This window comes from Pseudooctadecabacter sp. (genome assembly GCF_965657175.1).
In the GTDB taxonomy this organism is placed as follows: Bacteria; Pseudomonadota; Alphaproteobacteria; order Rhodobacterales; family Rhodobacteraceae; genus Octadecabacter.
In genome coordinates this window covers 35,041-53,387 of the sequence record NZ_CBFHNH010000006.1, presented here as the reverse complement: position 1 = coordinate 53,387, position 18,347 = coordinate 35,041, and the positions used below count along the sequence as shown (strand labels likewise).

General features: G+C 60.5%; 17 protein-coding genes and 1 tRNA gene. 10 read left to right on the top strand and 8 right to left on the bottom strand.

The annotated features are described in order from the left end of the window. Nucleotides 1-54: 54 nt before the first annotated feature. Entirely contained in the window at nt 55-2,973 is a 2,919-nt protein-coding gene (locus tag ACTG36_RS07155) for a valine--tRNA ligase (RefSeq protein WP_375282131.1), read from the top strand. A 144-nt stretch (nt 2,974-3,117) separates the two neighbouring features. On the opposite strand, the gene ACTG36_RS07150 is transcribed toward ACTG36_RS07155, so the two are convergent. Further along, the gene (locus ACTG36_RS07150; RefSeq protein ID WP_375282132.1) at nt 3,118-3,279 is read right to left on the bottom strand and encodes a Tat pathway signal protein; all 162 of its coding nucleotides are present in this window, start codon (nt 3,277-3,279) and stop codon (nt 3,118-3,120) included. Nucleotides 3,280-3,357: 78 nt separating this feature from the next. Between ACTG36_RS07150 and ACTG36_RS07145 the strand changes: the two genes are divergently transcribed. Then, the gene (locus tag ACTG36_RS07145) at nt 3,358-4,482 is read left to right on the top strand and encodes a pyridoxal phosphate-dependent aminotransferase (RefSeq protein ID WP_375282133.1); all 1,125 of its coding nucleotides are present in this window, start codon (nt 3,358-3,360) and stop codon (nt 4,480-4,482) included. 57 nt (nt 4,483-4,539) lie between these two features. Beyond that, nucleotides 4,540-4,740 (top strand): hypothetical protein, encoded by a 201-nt coding sequence (locus ACTG36_RS07140; protein WP_375282134.1) that lies wholly within the window; start codon nt 4,540-4,542, stop codon nt 4,738-4,740. On the opposite strand, the gene ACTG36_RS07135 is transcribed toward ACTG36_RS07140, so the two are convergent. Continuing rightward, nucleotides 4,708-5,895, bottom strand: coding sequence for a pyridoxal-phosphate-dependent aminotransferase family protein (locus ACTG36_RS07135; RefSeq protein ID WP_375282135.1), 1,188 nt, complete (start codon nt 5,893-5,895; stop codon nt 4,708-4,710). The two genes, ACTG36_RS07140 and ACTG36_RS07135, sit on opposite strands and share 33 nt — an antisense overlap. A gap of 130 nt (nt 5,896-6,025) precedes the next feature. On the opposite strand from ACTG36_RS07135, the gene ACTG36_RS07130 reads away from it, so the two are divergent. Continuing rightward, entirely contained in the window at nt 6,026-7,897 is a 1,872-nt protein-coding gene (locus ACTG36_RS07130; protein WP_375282136.1) for an ABC transporter ATP-binding protein, read from the top strand. Between the two features lie 9 nt (nt 7,898-7,906). Beyond that, nucleotides 7,907-8,638, top strand: a complete 732-nt coding sequence (ygfZ, locus tag ACTG36_RS07125; protein WP_439141854.1) for a CAF17-like 4Fe-4S cluster assembly/insertion protein YgfZ — start codon at nt 7,907-7,909, stop codon at nt 8,636-8,638. 212 nt (nt 8,639-8,850) lie between these two features. On the opposite strand, the gene efp is transcribed toward ygfZ, so the two are convergent. Continuing rightward, a complete protein-coding gene (gene efp, locus ACTG36_RS07120; protein ID WP_296420934.1) occupies nt 8,851-9,414 on the bottom strand; it encodes an elongation factor P in 564 nt (187 codons plus the stop codon). A gap of 236 nt (nt 9,415-9,650) precedes the next feature. Between efp and ACTG36_RS07115 the strand changes: the two genes are divergently transcribed. Beyond that, entirely contained in the window at nt 9,651-9,983 is a 333-nt protein-coding gene (locus tag ACTG36_RS07115; protein WP_296420936.1) for a DUF6280 family protein, read from the top strand. An 87-nt stretch (nt 9,984-10,070) separates the two neighbouring features. Here ACTG36_RS07115 and ACTG36_RS07110 read toward each other — a convergent pair whose 3' ends face one another. Then, entirely contained in the window at nt 10,071-10,652 is a 582-nt protein-coding gene (locus ACTG36_RS07110; protein WP_375282138.1) for a cobalamin biosynthesis protein CobQ, read from the bottom strand. 50 nt (nt 10,653-10,702) lie between these two features. Here ACTG36_RS07110 and ACTG36_RS07105 point away from each other — a divergent pair, with 50 nt between their 5' ends. Continuing rightward, a complete protein-coding gene (locus ACTG36_RS07105; RefSeq protein ID WP_439141851.1) occupies nt 10,703-12,160 on the top strand; it encodes a cobyric acid synthase in 1,458 nt (485 codons plus the stop codon). Here the strand turns inward: ACTG36_RS07105 and ACTG36_RS07100 are convergent. The 3 genes from ACTG36_RS07100 to ACTG36_RS07090 all read right to left on the bottom strand — a co-directional run bounded on the left by ACTG36_RS07100 (nt 12,157) and on the right by ACTG36_RS07090 (nt 15,453). Continuing rightward, nucleotides 12,157-13,296 carry a hypothetical protein gene (locus ACTG36_RS07100; protein ID WP_375282302.1) on the bottom strand — a complete coding sequence of 380 codons (1,140 nt, stop codon included), beginning with the start codon at nt 13,294-13,296 and terminating at the stop codon, nt 12,157-12,159. The two genes, ACTG36_RS07105 and ACTG36_RS07100, sit on opposite strands and share 4 nt — an antisense overlap. Nucleotides 13,297-13,376: 80 nt before the next feature. Next, nucleotides 13,377-14,744: a TolC family outer membrane protein gene (locus ACTG36_RS07095; RefSeq protein WP_375282301.1), complete on the bottom strand. Its 1,368-nt coding sequence runs from the start codon at nt 14,742-14,744 to the stop codon at nt 13,377-13,379. 55 nt (nt 14,745-14,799) lie between these two features. Continuing rightward, nucleotides 14,800-15,453, bottom strand: a complete 654-nt coding sequence (locus tag ACTG36_RS07090; protein WP_375282300.1) for a protein-L-isoaspartate O-methyltransferase family protein — start codon at nt 15,451-15,453, stop codon at nt 14,800-14,802. Between the two features lie 184 nt (nt 15,454-15,637). On the opposite strand from ACTG36_RS07090, the gene ACTG36_RS07085 reads away from it, so the two are divergent. The 3 genes from ACTG36_RS07085 to kdsA all read left to right on the top strand — a co-directional run bounded on the left by ACTG36_RS07085 (nt 15,638) and on the right by kdsA (nt 17,520). Then, nucleotides 15,638-15,711 (top strand) — tRNA-Cys (locus ACTG36_RS07085). Nucleotides 15,712-15,898: 187 nt separating this feature from the next. Next, nucleotides 15,899-16,693, top strand: coding sequence for a 3-deoxy-manno-octulosonate cytidylyltransferase (locus ACTG36_RS07080; protein ID WP_375282368.1), 795 nt, complete (start codon nt 15,899-15,901; stop codon nt 16,691-16,693). Next, nucleotides 16,690-17,520 carry a 3-deoxy-8-phosphooctulonate synthase gene (kdsA, locus tag ACTG36_RS07075; protein ID WP_375282369.1) on the top strand — a complete coding sequence of 277 codons (831 nt, stop codon included), beginning with the start codon at nt 16,690-16,692 and terminating at the stop codon, nt 17,518-17,520. The genes ACTG36_RS07080 and kdsA overlap by 4 nt, the downstream gene beginning before the upstream one ends. On the opposite strand, the gene ACTG36_RS07070 is transcribed toward kdsA, so the two are convergent. Continuing rightward, nucleotides 17,517-18,347, bottom strand: coding sequence for a sulfite exporter TauE/SafE family protein (locus ACTG36_RS07070; protein WP_375282370.1), 831 nt, complete (start codon nt 18,345-18,347; stop codon nt 17,517-17,519). The genes kdsA and ACTG36_RS07070 overlap by 4 nt on opposite strands.

Below are 18,347 nucleotides of genomic sequence, written 5' to 3'. Positions count from 1 at the left end.
CTTGGGCGCTTGTTTGGCTATCTCACAGGCAAACACGGATCAAAGGATCGCCCCATGGCACTGGAAAAGAAATTCGACGCGGCCGAGGCTGAGGCCCGGATCACAGATCGCTGGCTGTCTGCGGACGCCTTCAAAGCAGGTGCCAACGCATCGCGCGCCGACACCTACTGCGTCATGATCCCGCCCCCCAATGTCACGGGCGTGCTGCACATGGGCCATGCCTTCAACAACACGCTTCAGGATATTCTGGTCCGCTGGCACCGCATGCGTGGGTTTGACACGCTGTGGCAGCCGGGCACCGACCACGCAGGCATCGCCACACAAATGGTGGTGGAACGTCAACTGGCCGAAACCCAGCAGCCCAAGCGCACCGAACTGGGGTGGGAGGCGTTTTTGCAAAAAGTGTGGGACTGGAAAGAGACCTCAGGCGGTACAATCATCAACCAGCTCAAACGCCTCGGCGCGTCCTGTGATTGGTCCCGTGAGGCGTTCACCATGTCCGGCGCCCCCGGTGCGCCCACGGGCAACGACGGCAATTTCCACGACGCCGTCATCAAGGTCTTTGTTGAGATGTACAACAAGGGTCTGATCTACCGCGGCAAACGGCTGGTCAACTGGGACCCCCATTTTGAAACCGCGATCTCGGACCTCGAAGTCGAAAACATCGAAGTCGATGGTCACATGTGGCATTTCAAATACCCGCTGGAAGGCGGCGCGACCTACACCTACGTCGAAAAAGACGAGGACGGGAATACAACACTTAGCGAAGAGCGTAACTATATCTCCATTGCCACCACGCGGCCTGAAACCATGCTGGGTGACGGCGCGATTGCGGTTAATCCGAAAGATGAACGTTACGCGCCAATCATCGGAAAACTCTGTGAAATTCCGGTCGGGCCGAAAGACCAACGCCGTCTGATTCCGATTATTGTCGATGACTATCCGGACATGGATTTCGGCTCCGGCGCGGTGAAAATCACCGGTGCCCATGACTTCAACGACTACATGGTCGCCAAGCGCGCCAAGCTGCCGATGTATGCGCTGATGGACACCAAGGGGGCGATGCGCGCCGATGGCAAACCCTACGCCGAAGTAGCAGCCATCGCCCGGAAGATCGCCAATGGCGAACAGGACTTTGATGAGGCGATGATCGCCGCCATGAACCTTGTACCCGAAGCCTACCGCGGCCTCGACCGGTTCGAGGCCAGACGCGCCGTTGTCGCGGACATCACCGCTGAAGGCCTCGCCGTGATGGTCCCCGCCCACGATCCCCGTCTGGGCAAGAACGCCATCAAACCCGTGGCCCCCGAAGAAGGCGGCGAGGCGCGCGAGGATCAAGAAGTTCCGCTGGTTGAACCCAAAAAGATCATGCAGCCCTTTGGGGATCGCTCGAAAGTGGTGATTGAGCCGATGTTGACGGACCAATGGTTCGTGGACACCGACAAAATCGTCGGCCCCGCGCTGGATGCGGTGAAAGACGGGACGGTGAAGATTCTGCCAGAGAGTGGCGAGAAGACGTATTACCACTGGCTGGAGAATATTGAGCCCTGGTGCATCTCGCGCCAGCTGTGGTGGGGGCATCAGATTCCGGTTTGGTTCGATCAGAACGGAAACCAATTCTGTGCCACAACCGAGGCGCAGGCGCAGGCTGAGGCCGGTGACAATGCCGTTCTCACGCGTGATCCCGACGTCCTCGACACCTGGTTTTCCTCTGGCCTTTGGCCCATCGGCACCCTCGGCTGGCCTGAGGACACGCCGGAACTGAAGAAATACTTCCCCACGTCCGATCTGATCACCGGTCAGGACATCCTGTTTTTCTGGGTCGCGCGGATGATGATGATGCAGTTGGCCGTCGTCGATCAAATCCCCTTCGACACCATCTACCTCCATGGCCTCGTGCGCGACGCCAAGGGCAAGAAGATGTCGAAATCCACCGGCAACGTCATCGACCCGCTGGATATCATCGACGAATACGGCGCCGACGCGCTGCGGTTCACCAATGCGGCCATGGCCTCCCTTGGCGGTGCGCTGAAACTCGACACCTCGCGCATCGCGGGCTACCGCAATTTCGGCACCAAGCTGTGGAATGCCGCCCGTTTTGCCGAAATGAACGAAGGCTTCGGCCTGCGCGGTGATCGCCCCTCTCCTACCAAATCCGTCAACACATGGATCATCGGGGAAACCGCCAAAACGCTGGAGGACGTGAACGCCGCCCTCGCCACCTACCGCTTCAACGATGCCGCCGATGCGCTGTATAAATTCGTCTGGGGCAAGGTCTGCGATTGGTATCTGGAACTCAGCAAGCCGCTCTTGATGGATGGCACGGACGCGGAAAAGGCAGAAACGCGCGCGACCCTGTCGTGGGTCTTGGATCAATGCCTGATCCTGCTGCATCCGATCATGCCCTTCATCACCGAAGAACTATGGGCGCTGGCGGGTCACACGACCCTGCTGGCCCACGAAGACTGGCCCGATTATGGCACCGATCTGGTAGATGACGCGGCCGATCAGGAAATGTCATGGGTGATCCAGATCATTGAAAACATCCGCTCCACCCGCGCCCAAATGAACGTCCCTGCGGGCCTTTACGTGCCGCTGGTTCAGGTTGAGGCTGACGCCGCCGCCCAGACCGCGTGGACAGGCAGTGAGGCGCTAATCAAACGGCTCGCCCGTGTGGACAGCCTGACAGTGGGTGACGCCCCTAAGGGATCAATGATGGTCGGCACACGTGGCGCGACCTTTGCGTTGCCCTTGGCCGACATTATCGACGTGGACGCCGAAAAAGCCCGCATTTCCAAATCCTTGGCCAAAGTCGAAAAGGAAGCAGGCGGGTTGCGCGGACGGCTGAGCAACCCCAAATTCGCGGCCAACGCCTCGGAGGAGGTGGTCGAAGAGGCCAAATCCAACCTTGCCCTGCGGGAAGAAGAAATCGCGCAGTTGAGCGCCGCTTTGGCCCAACTGAACGAGATCTGATTTAACCCGACATCAAGGTTAACGCGCGCCCTCCAACCAGAAGCGCGCGCGTTTGCACAAAACCCTTGCGGAACGCGGCCCCATCTTCATCTGGCCCGAAAAACTCCCCCCGGAGGGTCGGTCCGCCTCAACCCGCACAGGGTCTTACGGCACGATCCGCTCAACCGCGCGCATCATGCCTAGCGATTTATCATAGACCAAGGTCAACACCCGTCGCCCACCGCCAGACCGCGCCAAAGGACCCGCCAGCCGCGCACCCGCTGCTGCTCCGGTTGTCGCCAAAAACCCACGTCGCGTAAATTTCATCGCAAAATCCTCCTCTAAAAGAGATGGGAGGCGCCTTCCCTCTTTTCAAAGGGGAAGGCGCGCCGCACACTCCCCTCCATGAGCCAAACACCCAAAACGTCACCGCATCTGACGCCCCTTGCCGCGTCCCTTCCCGCAACTGTGCCCTTTGTCGGCCCCGAAGCACAGGAACGCGCCAACGGCCAGCCGTTCAAAGCGCGTCTTGGCGCAAATGAAAGCGTGTTCGGCCCCTCCCCCAAGGCGATCAAAGCCATGAAGGCCGCCGCTGGGGACGTCTGGAAATACGGTGATCCGGAAAGCCACGACCTGCGACACGCCCTTGCCGCCAAACATGATGTACCGGCCGAAAATATCGTTGTAGGGTCCGGCATCGACGGGCTTTTGGACAGCATTGTCCGCCTGACGATCACGGCAGGCGATCACGTGGTGACCAGCGCAGGCGCCTATCCGACCTTTAACTACCACGTCACAGGCTATGGCGGCACGATCCACACAGTCCCCTACACCGCCGATCACGAAGACCCTGACCGTCTGATCGCCAAAGCGCGTGAGGTCGGCGCGAAGCTGATTTATCTGTCCAATCCCGACAACCCTATGGGCACCTGCCACGACGCGCAGACCATCCAGTTGATGATTCAGAACCTGCCCGAAGGCTGCCTTTTGGTCTTGGATGAGGCCTATGTGGAATTGGCGCCTGACGGCACGGGCCCTGCCTTCAACATCTTCGACGCCCGCGTCATCCGCACCCGCACCTTTTCCAAAGCATACGGCATGGCCGGGGCGCGGGTGGGATATGCCGTGGGGCATGTGGATTTCATCACCGCCTTCAACCGCGTGCGCAACCACTTCGGGATGAGCCGGATTTCACAGGCCGGTGCCTTGGCCGCCTTGGCGGACGACGCCTATATCGACGACATCCGCAGCCAGATTGGGACATCCCGCGAGGCACTTTATCAGATTGCCGAGGACAACGGATTGCGCGCCATTCCGTCCGCCACGAATTTCGTGGCGATCGATTGCGGGCAGGACGGCGATTTCGCCCGTGCGGTTCTGACCAACCTGACAGCGCAGGGGATTTTCGTGCGGATGCCCTTTGTTGCCCCCCAAGACCGCTGCATCCGGATTTCATGCGGGACTGCCCCCGATATGGTCCTAGTGGCCGAAGCCCTGCCAAAGGCGCTTGAGGCTGCACAAAAGCTTTAGGTGATTTTTCACGAAACCGCGTTAGGGTTAATGCGTTGAGAGAGAAAGGAGCACCTGATGAGACGATATCCCGGACGTGTCGAAAATTACACAAACGCCTTTCTCGCGACCGTGTTCGGCATTCTATTTATGGCGTTCTTCACCATCGCCGCCCTGTGGGGGACGGTTTGGGTCATCTTATCGGCGGCCTTGATTGACGGGCTGATCCGCCTGCGCGCGGCCCGCCTAGCCCCGACTGAGGTCGGCCAAGACGGCTGATGCCGCTTCCAGCGCACCGCGCCCGTGGGGGATATCCAACGCCTTGAGGCCCGCATCAATCGTGCCCAGAAACCCCAGCACCATGTGCCCGTTCACGTGTCCCATATGGCCCAGCCGGAAATAGGCGCTGGCCGGTGTGCGGCCCAGACCGATCCCCAGCGTTACGCCCATCTTCTCTTCACACCACGCCCGCAGGGCATCGCTCTGCCCTTCGTCCAGTTTCAGCGATGTGACAGCCCGCGACCGCGCGGCCTCATCTGCCACGTTAATCTCCATCGGCCCCGCCGACGACCAGACATCAATCGCCGCCCAAATGGCGCGCGCCAGCCCTGCGTGACGGGCCCAAACGGCCTCGAGCCCTTCTTCGGCGATCATATCCAATGCCTCGCGCAATCCATAAATGTGGTGCGTGGGGGCGGTGCCATCGAAAAACTTCCAGTATTCATCGGCATCCACACGGGGCCGCCAATCCCAATAGCGCGACACCTGCGAGATGGTCCCGCGCACGGCGTCTGCCGTGTCGTTGAACCAGACAAAACCGATCCCCGGCGGCGTCATCAGCCCCTTTTGGCTGGCCGCCACGGTAATATCGACGCCCCAGTCGTCCATCCGGTATTCATCGCACCCCAACGACGCGATGCAATCACACATCAACAGCGCGTCATGCCCTGCCGCATCCATCGCCGCACGCACGCCTTTGATGTCATTCAGAACGCCGGTCGATGTGTCGACCAAGACCGTCAGCACGGCCTTGATGCGCCCTTGGGTGTCGGCACGCAACGCGGCCTCAACCTGTGCGAGATCCACGGCATCGCTGTCACCGAAATCAATCGTCTCAACCGTGGCGCCAAGGCCCTCGGCCATCTCCCCCCAGCCCACACAGAACCGGCCCGTGGCGAGCACAAGCACGGTGTCGCCCGCGCCGATCACATTGGACAGCGCGGCCTCCCAGACCCCGTGTCCGTTGCCAATATAAATGGCCACATTGTGCGCGGTGCCTGCCACGGATTTCAAATCAGGGATCAGACTGCGCGTCACATCATGCAGCTCACCAGTGTAGATATTGGGTGCGGCGCGGTGCATGGCGCGCAAGACACGCTCTGGCATGACGGACGGGCCGGGAATAGCAAGGTACGACAGACCATTGGCAAACATGCGCAGATTCCTATGTTGGGGTAACGTCGCGCTGAACGTAACCGCCCTGTGCGGCGCGTCAACCAACACCGCCTTTCCCCTGCGACCATTCGGGCGTAGACGGAAGACGACCCTAAAGGACGGCCCCCGCATGACGGACCAAAACACAGGCGCTGAACGATCCTCCCGCCAGATGCTGGGATGGCTGTGGCGTGAATATCTGAGCCGTCACAAACTGCTACTGGCGGCGGCTCTGATCCTGATGATCCTCGAAGGATCCACCTTCGGCGTTCTCAGCTACATGATGAAGCCGATGTTCGACAACGTCTTCATTGGCGGGCAAAGCGGGGCGATCTGGGTCGTGGGCGGCATCATGTTTGGCCTGTTTGTCACCCGCGCGGTGACGTCCGTCGCCCAGCGCGTGATCCTCAAACGGGTGGCCGAACAATCTGCCGCCGATCTGCGCACAGACCTTTTGCGCCACCTGATGCTGCTCGACACGGCCTTTCACCAGCACCATTCACCGGGGACCTTGATTGAACGGGTACAAGGCGACGTACAGGCGCTGGGGCAGGTCTGGACAGGTATCATCACCGGCCTTGGGCGTGATCTGATTGCCGCCATATCCCTATTCGCGGTGGCACTTTATATCGACTGGCTGTGGACGGTGATCGCCCTCATCGGCATCCCCGTGATGATCCTGCCATCCCTGTTGATCCAGACCTTCGTACGCCGCAAAGCCCGCGCCGCACGTGAAGTGGCCGCCCAAATGTCCACCCGTCTGGATGAGGTCTTTCACGGCATCAACCCGATCAAACTCAACCGTCTCGAAGAATATCAAGCCCAGCGGTATGAGGCCCTGACAGGCCGCCGCGTCCGCACAGAGACCGAGGCCGCCTTCGGCCAAGCCCTGATCCCCAGTTTCGTCGATATCATGGCCGGTCTGGGCTTCCTCGCGGTGCTGACCTATGGCGGCAGCCAGATCATCGACGGGCAAAAGACCGTGGGCGAATTCATGGCCTTCTTCACCGCAATGGCCATCGCCTTTGACCCCCTGCGCCGTCTGGGCAACCTGTCGGGCTTGTGGCAGGCCGCTGCGGCGGCGGTCGACCGCTTGCTGGACCTCTTTGATGCGCAGCCCACGCTGCTGTCGCCCGCCTCTGCGCGCGACATCCCCACCGCCGCCCCGAACATCCGGTTCGAAGACGTCCACCTCAGCTATGATGACCTGCCCGTCCTGAACGGCACCACCTTCACAGCCGAAGCCGGTCAGACCACGGCCCTTGTCGGGGCCTCCGGTGCGGGCAAAAGCACGCTTTTCAATGTGCTCACACGTTTGGTTGAACCACAGGCAGGCACCGTCACCCTCAATGACACTGCCATTGCCGATCTGGACATTGCAGGCCTGCGCGGCCTGATTTCGACCGTCGCACAGGATGCAGCGCTCTTTGACGAAACCCTGCGCGACAACATCCTTTTGGGAACAACGGGGATCGACGAAGACACCTTGGCGCAAACATTGCAAAACGCCCATGTGACCGATTTTCTGGACAACCTGCCCGCAGGCCTCGACAGTTCTGCAGGCCCGCGCGGGTCCAACCTGTCGGGCGGCCAACGACAGCGCGTGGCCATTGCCCGCGCCCTGATCCGCGACACGCCAATCCTGCTGCTGGATGAGGCCACAAGCGCGCTGGACACCAAATCGGAGGCCATCGTGCAAAGCGCGCTGGACCGCCTCGCCAAGGGGCGGACCACGCTTGTGATCGCACACCGCCTGTCGACCATCCAGAACGCCCACAAGATTGTCGTCATGGACAAAGGCCGCGTGGTGGACGAAGGCACCCATGACGACTTGCTGGACCGTGGCGGGCTCTATGCCGATCTTTACCGACTGCAGTTCCGCGATGGCAAACAAGTGGTCGACAGCACCAACCGCCCCGCACGCAAAGGCCGCGTCACACCGGAACGTGCCGCCCCGATCAGTTGGCTCAGCCGTCTTTTCAGGCGGCAACCGCGTACCTAGATACACCCCATGACAGATCGCACCCTCATCCGCCTCACCGGCACCGACGCCCGCGACTTTCTGCAAGGGCTGGTGACCAATGACATCACCAAAGCCGCGCAAGGCCTCGTCTATGCGGCGCTACTGACCCCGCAGGGCAAATTCATCGCGGATTTCTTTGTCCATGACACGGGCGATGGCCTGCTGATCGACGTGGCGACCACCCACGCGCCCACCTTGGCCCAAAGGCTGACCATGTACCGTCTGCGCGCGGATGTGCAGATTGAGGAAAGCCCCCTCATCGTCTCACGCGGCACAGGCACCCCACCGGAGGGCGCGCTGCAAGACCCCCGTCACCCCGACATGGGATGGCGTCTATATGGGGACACAGACCTGTCCGATGACACCGATTGGGACGCCCTGCGCGTGGCCCATGTGATCCCCGAAACCGGGATTGAGCTGACCCCAGACACCTATATCCTCGAGGCCGGATTCGAACGCCTCAACGGTATCGACTTTCGCAAAGGCTGCTACGTCGGCCAAGAAATCGCCGCCCGGATGAAGCACAAAACCGAATTGAAAAAGGGCCTTGTGCAGGTCGCCATCACCGGCACCGCTTCTGTGGGCACTGACATCACGGCCAACGGCAAAGCAGCTGGCACACTCTACACCCAATCGGGCAACCACGCCCTCGCCCATCTGCGCTTTGACCGCGCCACGGACGACATGCAGGCAGACAGCGCGGTCCTGCGCCGGTCCTGACTTCATCTAGCCCCTTGGGGCTCCGCCCGTTCAAGGTGCAAACGATCCACTGGATCGTTTGTGTTCCACCTCTCACGCTCCCGCCGGAGGCGCATCTTTCACCACGATCAAATGCCCGCCGTGAGGGGCTCACACCCGCCACATACCCCCATCAAAACAACAAACGCCGCCCCGACAGGGGGCGGCGTTTTCAATGAGGTCAGCGCAGGAGATCAGGCGCGTTCGGAGTACTCCATCGTCTCGGTGTTCACGATGATGTCTTCGTCCTGCCCCACGAACGGCGGCACCATAACGCGCACGCCGTTGTCCAAAATCGCAGGTTTGAAGGAATTGGCCGCTGTTTGGCCTTTGACCACCGGCTCGGTCTCGACAATCTTGCAAGTGACCTTTTGTGGCAAGGACGCGTTCAGTGCCTCGCTTTCGTGATATTCGATCACCGCGATCATGCCGTCTTGCAGGAACGGGCGACGTTCGCCCAACAATTCCGCAGGCAGTTCGATCTGCTCATAGGTTTCGGTGTCCATGAACACCAACATTCCGTCGCTTTCGTAAAGGAATTGTTGATCTTTCTGCTCCAAACGGACCTTCTCAACTTTGTCAGCGGACCGGAAACGTTCGTTCAGTTTGGATCCGTTGCGCAGGTTGCGCATTTCAACTTGGGCAAATGCGCCCCCCTTACCGGGTTTCACATGATCGACTTTCACCGCAGCCCACAGGCCACCATTGTGTTCCAACACGTTGCCGATTCTGATCTCGTTGCCGTTGATTTTCGCCATGGGTCAATTGTGTCCAAATTTTGTCGAAAGGTTGAAGATTTGTTAACCGAGCCTATATCCGGTGGTGATACCCCGTGCAAGCCAACCAGAAGTTGTTGGTCGAATCGGGAAGGTATGCCATACACGCATGGCTGCCATTCCAAATGAAGCCCCCCGAATCGGGCGAATGCGTGCATATTGCACCGCACGCCAGGTACAAGACTAAAAACAACAACGACCCAAACTAAGGACCGAATATGCGAGATTTCGTCGACGGCACAGCGTTTAACAATGAACAAGGCAACCGCGCCCGCAAACTGTTTGCGGCTGTGGTATTGGCCGCCTTGGATGACGCCATCGCTGATGACAAGAAGTATGGCAACGGGCCTGAGCAGATTGCTCGCTGGGCACGTTCGCGCGACGGCCGTGAGGTTCTGTCTTGCGCGGGCATCGACCCGAATGAGCGTGTTGTTCAGGGCCTCATGGACTTCGTAGGCAAAGGTGTCCGCACCTCCGTGGCCCTCTCCCGCGAGGAGAGCGAGCGCCGCGCTGTGGCAGAAGCTGCAGAACTCGAAGCGCGCGCAGCTTAAGCGCCACTTCACCATCAAGACTGCCAAAAGAAAAACGCGGCCCTCTGCTCGGGGCCGCGTTTTTTAGTTGCAAACGTCTAAGGGCGCCTATTGGCCCCCATCGAACATGAACATCCACACAAAAACCGGCACGGCCTCCGCCACCGCCAAAAGCGCGATCAGCGCACGCATGATCCAGCCCTTGAACCGACGCCAAAGAGCCCCGCTCAAAATCAGGGTCAGACCGATCTCAATCGGCCCCACAATGCCCGCATAATGATCGCGGTCCCAATAGCTGACAGGGCTTTCGAACACCCAATTCGTGATGGGCCAGAAATGCGCCCGCCCGTCATCATGATGCAGCGGAAAATCCAGCCCGATGTGCAGCAAGGCCGCCCCGCACAGCGCAATCGCCCAAGCCGAACGGCAGGCCAGCGCCAGCCCCAGACCGATCCCCCACAGGATAAACGAATTATCGATGCGGAAAATCGTCTGCCAGAGGTCGGAGAAATACAGCTCTCCGAATACCACCTGCGGGTCCGTGCCCAGCACAAACAGATGAAACCCCGCCATCAGGTACAAGGACAAATCCGGGATCAACGCCCCCGCAATCGCCGCCGCCGTCACCTTGGCGGCGTCCGGTTTGGCAAAAGCCGCCATGCCGAAAATCAGATGTGCGGGTGTGTTCATCACTTTCCTCGCGCGTCGTGCCTGCTAGACATGCAGCGTGGAGGACAGCCATGACAAAGGCAATCATGATTCAGGGCGCGGGATCCAATGTGGGGAAATCCATGTTGGTCGCAGGCCTGTGCCGTGCGGCTGTCAAACGCGGGCTGTCGGTGGCTCCGTTCAAGCCCCAGAACATGTCGAACAATGCGGCCGTCACCGCCGATGGTGGCGAAATTGGCCGCGCCCAGGCCTTGCAGGCCCGCGCCTGTGGTCTTGACCCGCACACGGATATGAACCCTGTTTTGCTCAAACCCGAAACGGACGTGGGCGCGCAGGTTATCGTTCAGGGTAAACGGTTTGCCACCATGCGTGCCTGCGAATACGGCACCCGCAAGGCTGAACTGATCCCGCGCGTGTTGGACAGCTACCACCGTCTGGCCGCCGGTCACGACCTGATCGTGATCGAGGGCGCGGGCTCCCCCGCTGAGGTCAATCTGCGCGCCGGTGACATCGCCAACATGGGCTTTGCCGAGGCCGCCGATTGCCCCGTCATCCTTGTGGGTGACATCGACCGCGGCGGTGTGATTGCGCAGCTGGTGGGCACGGATGTGATCCTGCCCCCTGAAGATCGCGCGCGCATCAAGGCCTTTGCGATCAACAAATTCCGCGGCGACACGACCCTGTTTGCGGACGGAATGACCGCCATTTCGGATCATACTGGCTGGGTGCCACTGGGCATTGTGCCGTGGTTTGCCGATGCGTGGAAACTGCCTGCCGAGGACGTGATAGATGTGGCCAGCCGCAAAGGCGGCGCCATCAAGGTCGTCGTCCCACGCCTGAACCGGATCGCCAACTTTGATGACCTTGATCCACTGGCGGCCCAACCTGACGTGACAGTCGAAATCATCGAGGCCGGACGCCCTCTGCCCGGTGATGCCGATCTGGTGCTGATCCCGGGGTCAAAATCCACCATTGCCGATCTGGCCCACTTCCGCGCACAGGGCTGGGACACGGACCTCATGGCCCATGTGCGGCGCGGCGGACACGTATTGGGCATTTGCGGCGGCTACCAGATGCTGGGGCGTGAAATCGCAGATCCCGACGGGATCGAAGGCCCCGCCACGCGGGTGCGCGGGCTGGGCTTGCTGGACGTGACCACGACCATGGCCGCCCACAAACGTCTGGCGCTCAGCGAGGCGGTTTTTGACGCCACGGGTGACGCCGTTTCGGGCTATGAAATCCACATCGGGGAGACGGTCGGCCCCGACCGTCAAAACGGGTGGCTGACATTGGAAGGCCGCCGCGAGGGCGCCGCGTCCGCCGATGGCCGCATCAAAGGCTGCTATCTGCACGGGTTGTTCGCAGCTGACGGGTTCCGCCAATCCTATATGGCGCAAATCGGCGCGCCGATTAAGGCCATGAACTATGATGCGGGGGTGGATGCGACTTTGGACGCGCTGGCCGATCACCTCGAAGACTGCCTAGATGTCGATGCGATCCTGCGACTGGCCGAACCAGTGCGGCGTTAGTCGAATTCCTGACTGGACAGAATGCGGTAAATCTCACGGCGGACCAGTTTGCGGACGTTGCGCGTGATACGCTCCCCCAGAGGGCCGGACAGTTCTTCGCGCACCACTTGAGAGACCAGATCACGCAAAGCGTCTTCGTCTAAGGTCGTGCCCTGCGCCATCAGATCATCAAGGTTTTCGTCCAGATCGTCGTCGTCAAAATCGTCCTGCGCGTCGGATGTCGTGTCACGATGCGTGAACGTCACCGCAGCCTCGGGTGCTGCCGCCGCAGGGGTCGTATCGGGCGTATCGTCTGCCGGGTCTTCAATCGTTTCAGCCTCATCCGCGTCGGCAAACTGGCGGGCAATTGCGCCGGGCCACGCGATGGTTTGGCCCGCCATTTCGCTCCCATCGGGTTCGAAATCATGGGCGTCCTTGCTGACGGCGGCTTCAAGTTCGGCGATTGTGGCGACAAGTTCGGACCGATCCGTGGCCTCCATCCTGGAGTCTGAGGCGTCTGAGGCATCGTCCGGTGCATCGAACACCATGTTCGTCAACTCCAGCGGGGCCTCGTCGTTGGCGTCGTCGGTGTGGGCCGGTTGGCCTTCATTCGTAAAGGTATCAGCCTCCTCAACCTCCCACTGGGGCCCGCCTTCGTCGCGACCGGCGTCGTGATCAACGTCATCTTCCGCCATGTCGGACCATCGGTCATCATCTGCCTCGGCCATGTGATCAGAGGCATCATCCGCGTCTTGCGTCGCATCATCCTTGGGTGCAGCCGCCCAACCGTCGTTGTCGTCCTGATCCTCCTGCGGGTCCTCTTGGTGGCCGTCCTCATGGTGCGGGCCATCATCCGCCCCCTCTTCAGGGTCAGGTGCGGTGTTGTCATTGACCAGAAAGGCAGGTGTCAAAACGAAGCGATCAACGACGGGTGCTGCGTTTTCGGCCGGCGCGTGGGCGGACGCGTCATCGGCGCGATCTTCTGTGAACCACTCCGCAGACGACCGATCCGCATCAGCGGAGGTGTCATCGTCGGACGGCTGATCTGGCTGGGACACCGCAGGTGCTGCGGTGCGCGCCTTGTCACCGTCGCTCACAAGCCTGCGGATGGAGGACAAGACGTCCTCAATTTCTACGTTCGTGACCGGATCGGACATTGTTTATCCTGCTTTCGCCTCAGACCACCAGCATAACCGTCCGTCCGATTCCAAACAACCGATACTCGGCATTTGAACTACTATTGAAGAGATTCCAGCACCCGGTCGAGCGCCTGCCCCTGTTCGGACACCGCCGAAGGAGCCTCCCGTACAAGGTTATAATAGGCAGCAGGATCATAGCTTTGCACGCCGAGGTTCAACCGCTCAGCCGTCAAAAGCCCCATGGTTGCAAGCACCCGGTAGCTGGCGACGACTTCGTCCGCCTGGGCCGAGATCATGCTGGCCTGCGCATCGAGCAATTCCTGTTCCGCATTAAGAACATCAAGCGTCGTGCGGGCACCCAGCGTGGCCTCCTCGCGGACACCGCGGAACGCCGTTCGGGCGGCGCGGATTTGCAAATCAGACGCTTGCCGCCCCGCGCGGGCCACAGCCAGAATGGCATAGGCGTTGCCCACCTGCTGGTTGACCCCTTGAGACGTAATCAGCAACCCAGCGCGGGATGCGTCACGGTTGGCTTGGGCCTGACGGATGACAGATTGCAGCTGACCGCCTTGATAGATCGTGCCGCCATAGGTCAGGGACAAGGTCTGGGTGCTGTCGCCTTGGTCGTTAAAGCCCAGCGTCCCTTGCAGGTTCAGCCTTGGGTTCAGCGCGGCCTCGGCCCGCTGGATGTTCAGCTCTGCGGCGGTGACGCCATGTTGCGCGGCGCGCACATTCGGGTGGTTGCGCACGGCGTAGGCCCGTGCCGCTTCGATGTCATGTTGCAGCTGTGCGGGGCTCACGACGGCCAACCGGCCGGGTGCCCGCCCCACGGCGGCACGGAATTCTTCGTTCGACTGGACAAGCTGGCCCTCGGCGGCTGCCAAAAGGCTACGGGCGGAGGCAAGGCGCGCTTCGGCCAGTGACACATCCGTGCGCGTCACCTCACCCACCTCAAACCGGTCGCGCGCGGCGCGCAGTTCTTGTTGGATCAGGGCCACATTGCTGCGGCGCAACGCCAGAAACTCGGACGAGCGGCGCACATTCAAATAGGCTTCGACGGCGCGGAACAGAACCTGCTGTTCCACGTCGATCAACCCCTGTCGGGTCTGCAACACCAGCTCTTTTTGGGCTTCCGTCGCCAGCGCACTGGCCCCACCGTCCGCCAACAGCAAACTGGTGGTCACGGACACGGTCGCGGACAAATTGTCAGACAGGTTGCCGGTATCCCGAAACGCCGAAGAATTCTGGTAAACCGCCTGCGCCTGCCACGTCACAATGGGACGCAAAGCGGCAAGGGATTGCGCCACATTTTCATCAGCCGCCCGCAAAAGCGCGCGGTTCTGATCCAGAAGGCCAGAATTGTGGTAAGCATCGCGCAGCGCCGATGCCAGATTGTCGGCCTTGGCCGGTGCTGCCAGTGCCGAAGCCGCCACAAAGGCAAACGCAAAGATGTGTTTCAGTTTCACGGATCGGTCCCTTGCAATTGCTTTTGATACGGGCGGCTGCGGCCCGTGGATGTGACTAGAACGAAAAAGCGGCCTCTTTGGCGAAGCCGGACAGAACAGGTGCGCCTGCGTTGAAGGCCATGCGCCAGTTGACGGCGCCGTCGATCTTGCGACCGATCCGGACCTCACCCAACGCGCCTTCGGCGAAAATGGCGATCATCCGCCCGCCCTCTTTGATCTGATCCAGCAAGGCTGCGGGGATATCTTCGACCGCGCCCTGCACCATGATTACGTCATAGGGGCCGTTTTTGGCCGCACCTTCGGCCAGCGCGCCTTCGAACACGGCGGCATTGTCCACGCCCTGCGCGGTCAAAATGGATTGCGCATCCGCGACCCGTGCGGCGTCATCTTCGACAGCCACAACGAAATCCGCCATATGCGCCAGCACGGCTGTGGAATAGCCCAGCCCACACCCCAGATCGAGGACCACATCCGTTGGCTGCACATCCACCGCATCGAGCATCTTGGCAAAAGTGCGCGCCTCAAGGATCACTCGGTCCCCGTCAAGCACGAGGTTTTCACCCACATAGGCGGCATCACGCAGACGGTCGGGGACGTATTCCTCACGCGGGGTGTCCAAAAGGGCATCGATGATGGGGAATTTTGTGACATCGGACGGACGCACTTGCGTATCGACCATCAAAGTACGGCGGGATGTGTAGTCAACCACGAGCTAAACTCTTTCGTTCAGAATCTGTTGATCCTACATGCCACAGCCCCTGCCCTGTCGCAACGTCGAATGGGCCATTCTCGCCGTCACACCCCGCCAAGTTCGCGCAGGATCGGTGAAGTTGCGATTTTGGGCTATTGAACCACCCGACATTCACCGCTAAACGATCCCTCGCACCATAGGCGGCGAGTTGGCGGAGTGGTGACGCAGCGGATTGCAAATCCGTGTACACCGGTTCGATTCCGGTACTCGCCTCCATAAGCTTCCACTCAATTTGACGCTGATTGAACAGTCAGGTTGAACGTTTGGGTCGGTGGCAGGGCGGCCCCTCGCGGTGCGCGACACAGCCCATCAGGAAAACCTTGAGGCCAAACGCCAGCTGATCCATACGACGTGCGACGTCGCGACTGCCAAAGCAGACTGAAACGGGCACGGAGGAGCCGCCATGAAAACCGTCATCTTGATCCCCGCGCGGTACGCTTCGACGCGATACCCCGGAAAACCGCTGGTCTTGTTGGATCAGCCGGACGGCACGCGCAAAAGCCTCATCCAGATGACATGGGACGTGGCCCAACAGGTGCGCGGTGTGGATGCCGTTTATGTGGCCACCGATGACGATCGCATCGCCACTGCCGCACGCGCGTTCGGGGCGGATGTGGTGATGACCTCTGCGGCCTGTGAAAACGGAACGGCGCGTTGTGCCGATGCGCTGACCCGCACGGGGATCGAGGCTGATTTGATCGTCAACCTGCAAGGCGATGCACCGCTGACGCCTGCGTGGTTTCTCGAAGACCTGATCGACGCTATGGGCAATGACCCTGCTGCTCAGGTGGCAACACCGGTGTTGCAGTGCGACGCCCAGACCTATGGGATGTTTATCGAAGATCGCAAAGCAGGCCGCGTGGGCGGCACGACGGCAGTGTTCAACGCCAACAAGCATGCGCTTTATTTCTCAAAAGAGGTGCTTCCCTACATCGACCCTGCCAAAGTGCCGGACACCGACATTCCCGTTTTCCATCACGTGGGCGTTTATGCCTACAGACCCGCTGCTCTGGCGCAATACACCTCCTTTGCGGAAGGGGCGTTGGAACAGCGCGAGGGTCTGGAACAGCTGCGCTTTTTGGAGAACGGCGTGACGGTCGCCTGCGTTATAGTGGACGCCAAGGGCCGCGTGTTTTGGGAACTGAACAACCCCGAAGACAAGCCCCGCATCGAAACAGCCCTAAGGGACATCACATGACCGACCCCAAAATCGTCCACGTTGGTGACATCGCCATCGGTGCCGCCAATCCCATAGCCTTTATCACCGGCCCCTGCCAGCTTGAGGGGTTGGACCACGCCCGCATGATGGCAGAAAAAATCGCGGAGGCCTGCGCGCCCACAGGCACGCAATTCATCTTCAAGGCCAGCTATGACAAGGCAAACCGGTCGTCGATTACCACACAGCGAGGGCTGGGGATGGACGAAGGTCTGACGATCCTGTCCAAAATCCGTGATGAATTCGGATGCCCCATCCTGACGGATGTCCATGACACCGCCCAGTGCGCCCCCGCAGGTGAGGTGGTCGATGTGATCCAGATTCCCGCCTTCTTGTGTCGTCAGACCGATCTGTTGTTGGCCGCAGGCGAAACCGGTCGCGCCATCAACATCAAGAAAGGTCAGTTTCTGGCCCCTTGGGATATGGGCAACGTGGCCGAAAAAGTCGCGAGCACCGGCAACGAAAACATTATGTTGTGTGATCGGGGCACGTCCTTTGGCTACAACACGCTGGTCAGCGATTTTCGCGGCCTGCCGACCATGGCGGCCACGGGTTACCCTGTTGTGTTTGACGCCACCCATTCGGTGCAACAACCCGGGGGCCAAGGCACCACCTCTGGCGGCCAGCGACAGTTTGCGCCGGTTCTGGCACGGGCGGCCTGTGCGGTTGGCGTCTCTGCTTTGTTTATCGAAACCCATCAGGACCCCGATAACGCGCCCTCCGACGGGCCGAATATGATCCCCGTGGATCAGATGGGGGATTTGATCGCCAATCTGCGCGCCTTTGATGCGCTGCACAAAGGTCTTTAGCCGCCAAACGCCTCTGACAGCATTTTCACACCGCTGATCGCCAGAAATACGGCAAAGGCCAGCCGCAAGGCGCGGGCATTCAGACGGTGGGCGATGTTGGCCCCAAGGGGCGCAAAAATGAACGTCGCGATTGAGATGATGATCGCGGCGGGCAAGTTGATGAAGCCCACCGAGAACGGCAGCAGCCCTTCAATATTCTGACCTGCAAGGGCATAGCCAAGGATGCCAGGCACAGCGATCATCAGCCCGAACAAGGCGGCCGTCCCGACGGCGCGGTGGACCGGAAAAGACATCAACGTCATGGTCGGCACGGACAAAGTCCCGCCCCCGATCCCCATCATCGCAGAAAACGCGCCGATAGGCCCCGCGATAGCCGCACGCGCCACGGGATGGGTGGGTGGTGCATCAGCCAAGACAAAGGGTTTGGGATTCAGCATGTTCACCACCACAAGAATGGCGATGATTCCGAACACCGCTGACAAGGCAGCCGCGTTCACATTGGCGGCCAGAATGCCCCCGATAAAGGCACCGATGAAAATGTAGGGCGCCCATGCGCGGAACATCTCAAGGTCGATCGATCCTTTGCGATGATGTGCCCGCGCCGAGGAAATGGATGTCGGAATGATCGTCAGCAAAGACGTGGCCACCGCAAAATGAATGGCCACAGTGGGGTCAACGTCCAGCATCCCGATTTCGGTCAGCCAATACAGAACGGGGACAATCACGATGCCGCCGCCCACGCCCAAAAGCCCCGCCAGCGTGCCAGCGACCGCGCCCACCGCCAGAAGAATGGGCACCAAAATGGCCAATGTCGCAAAATCTGTCAT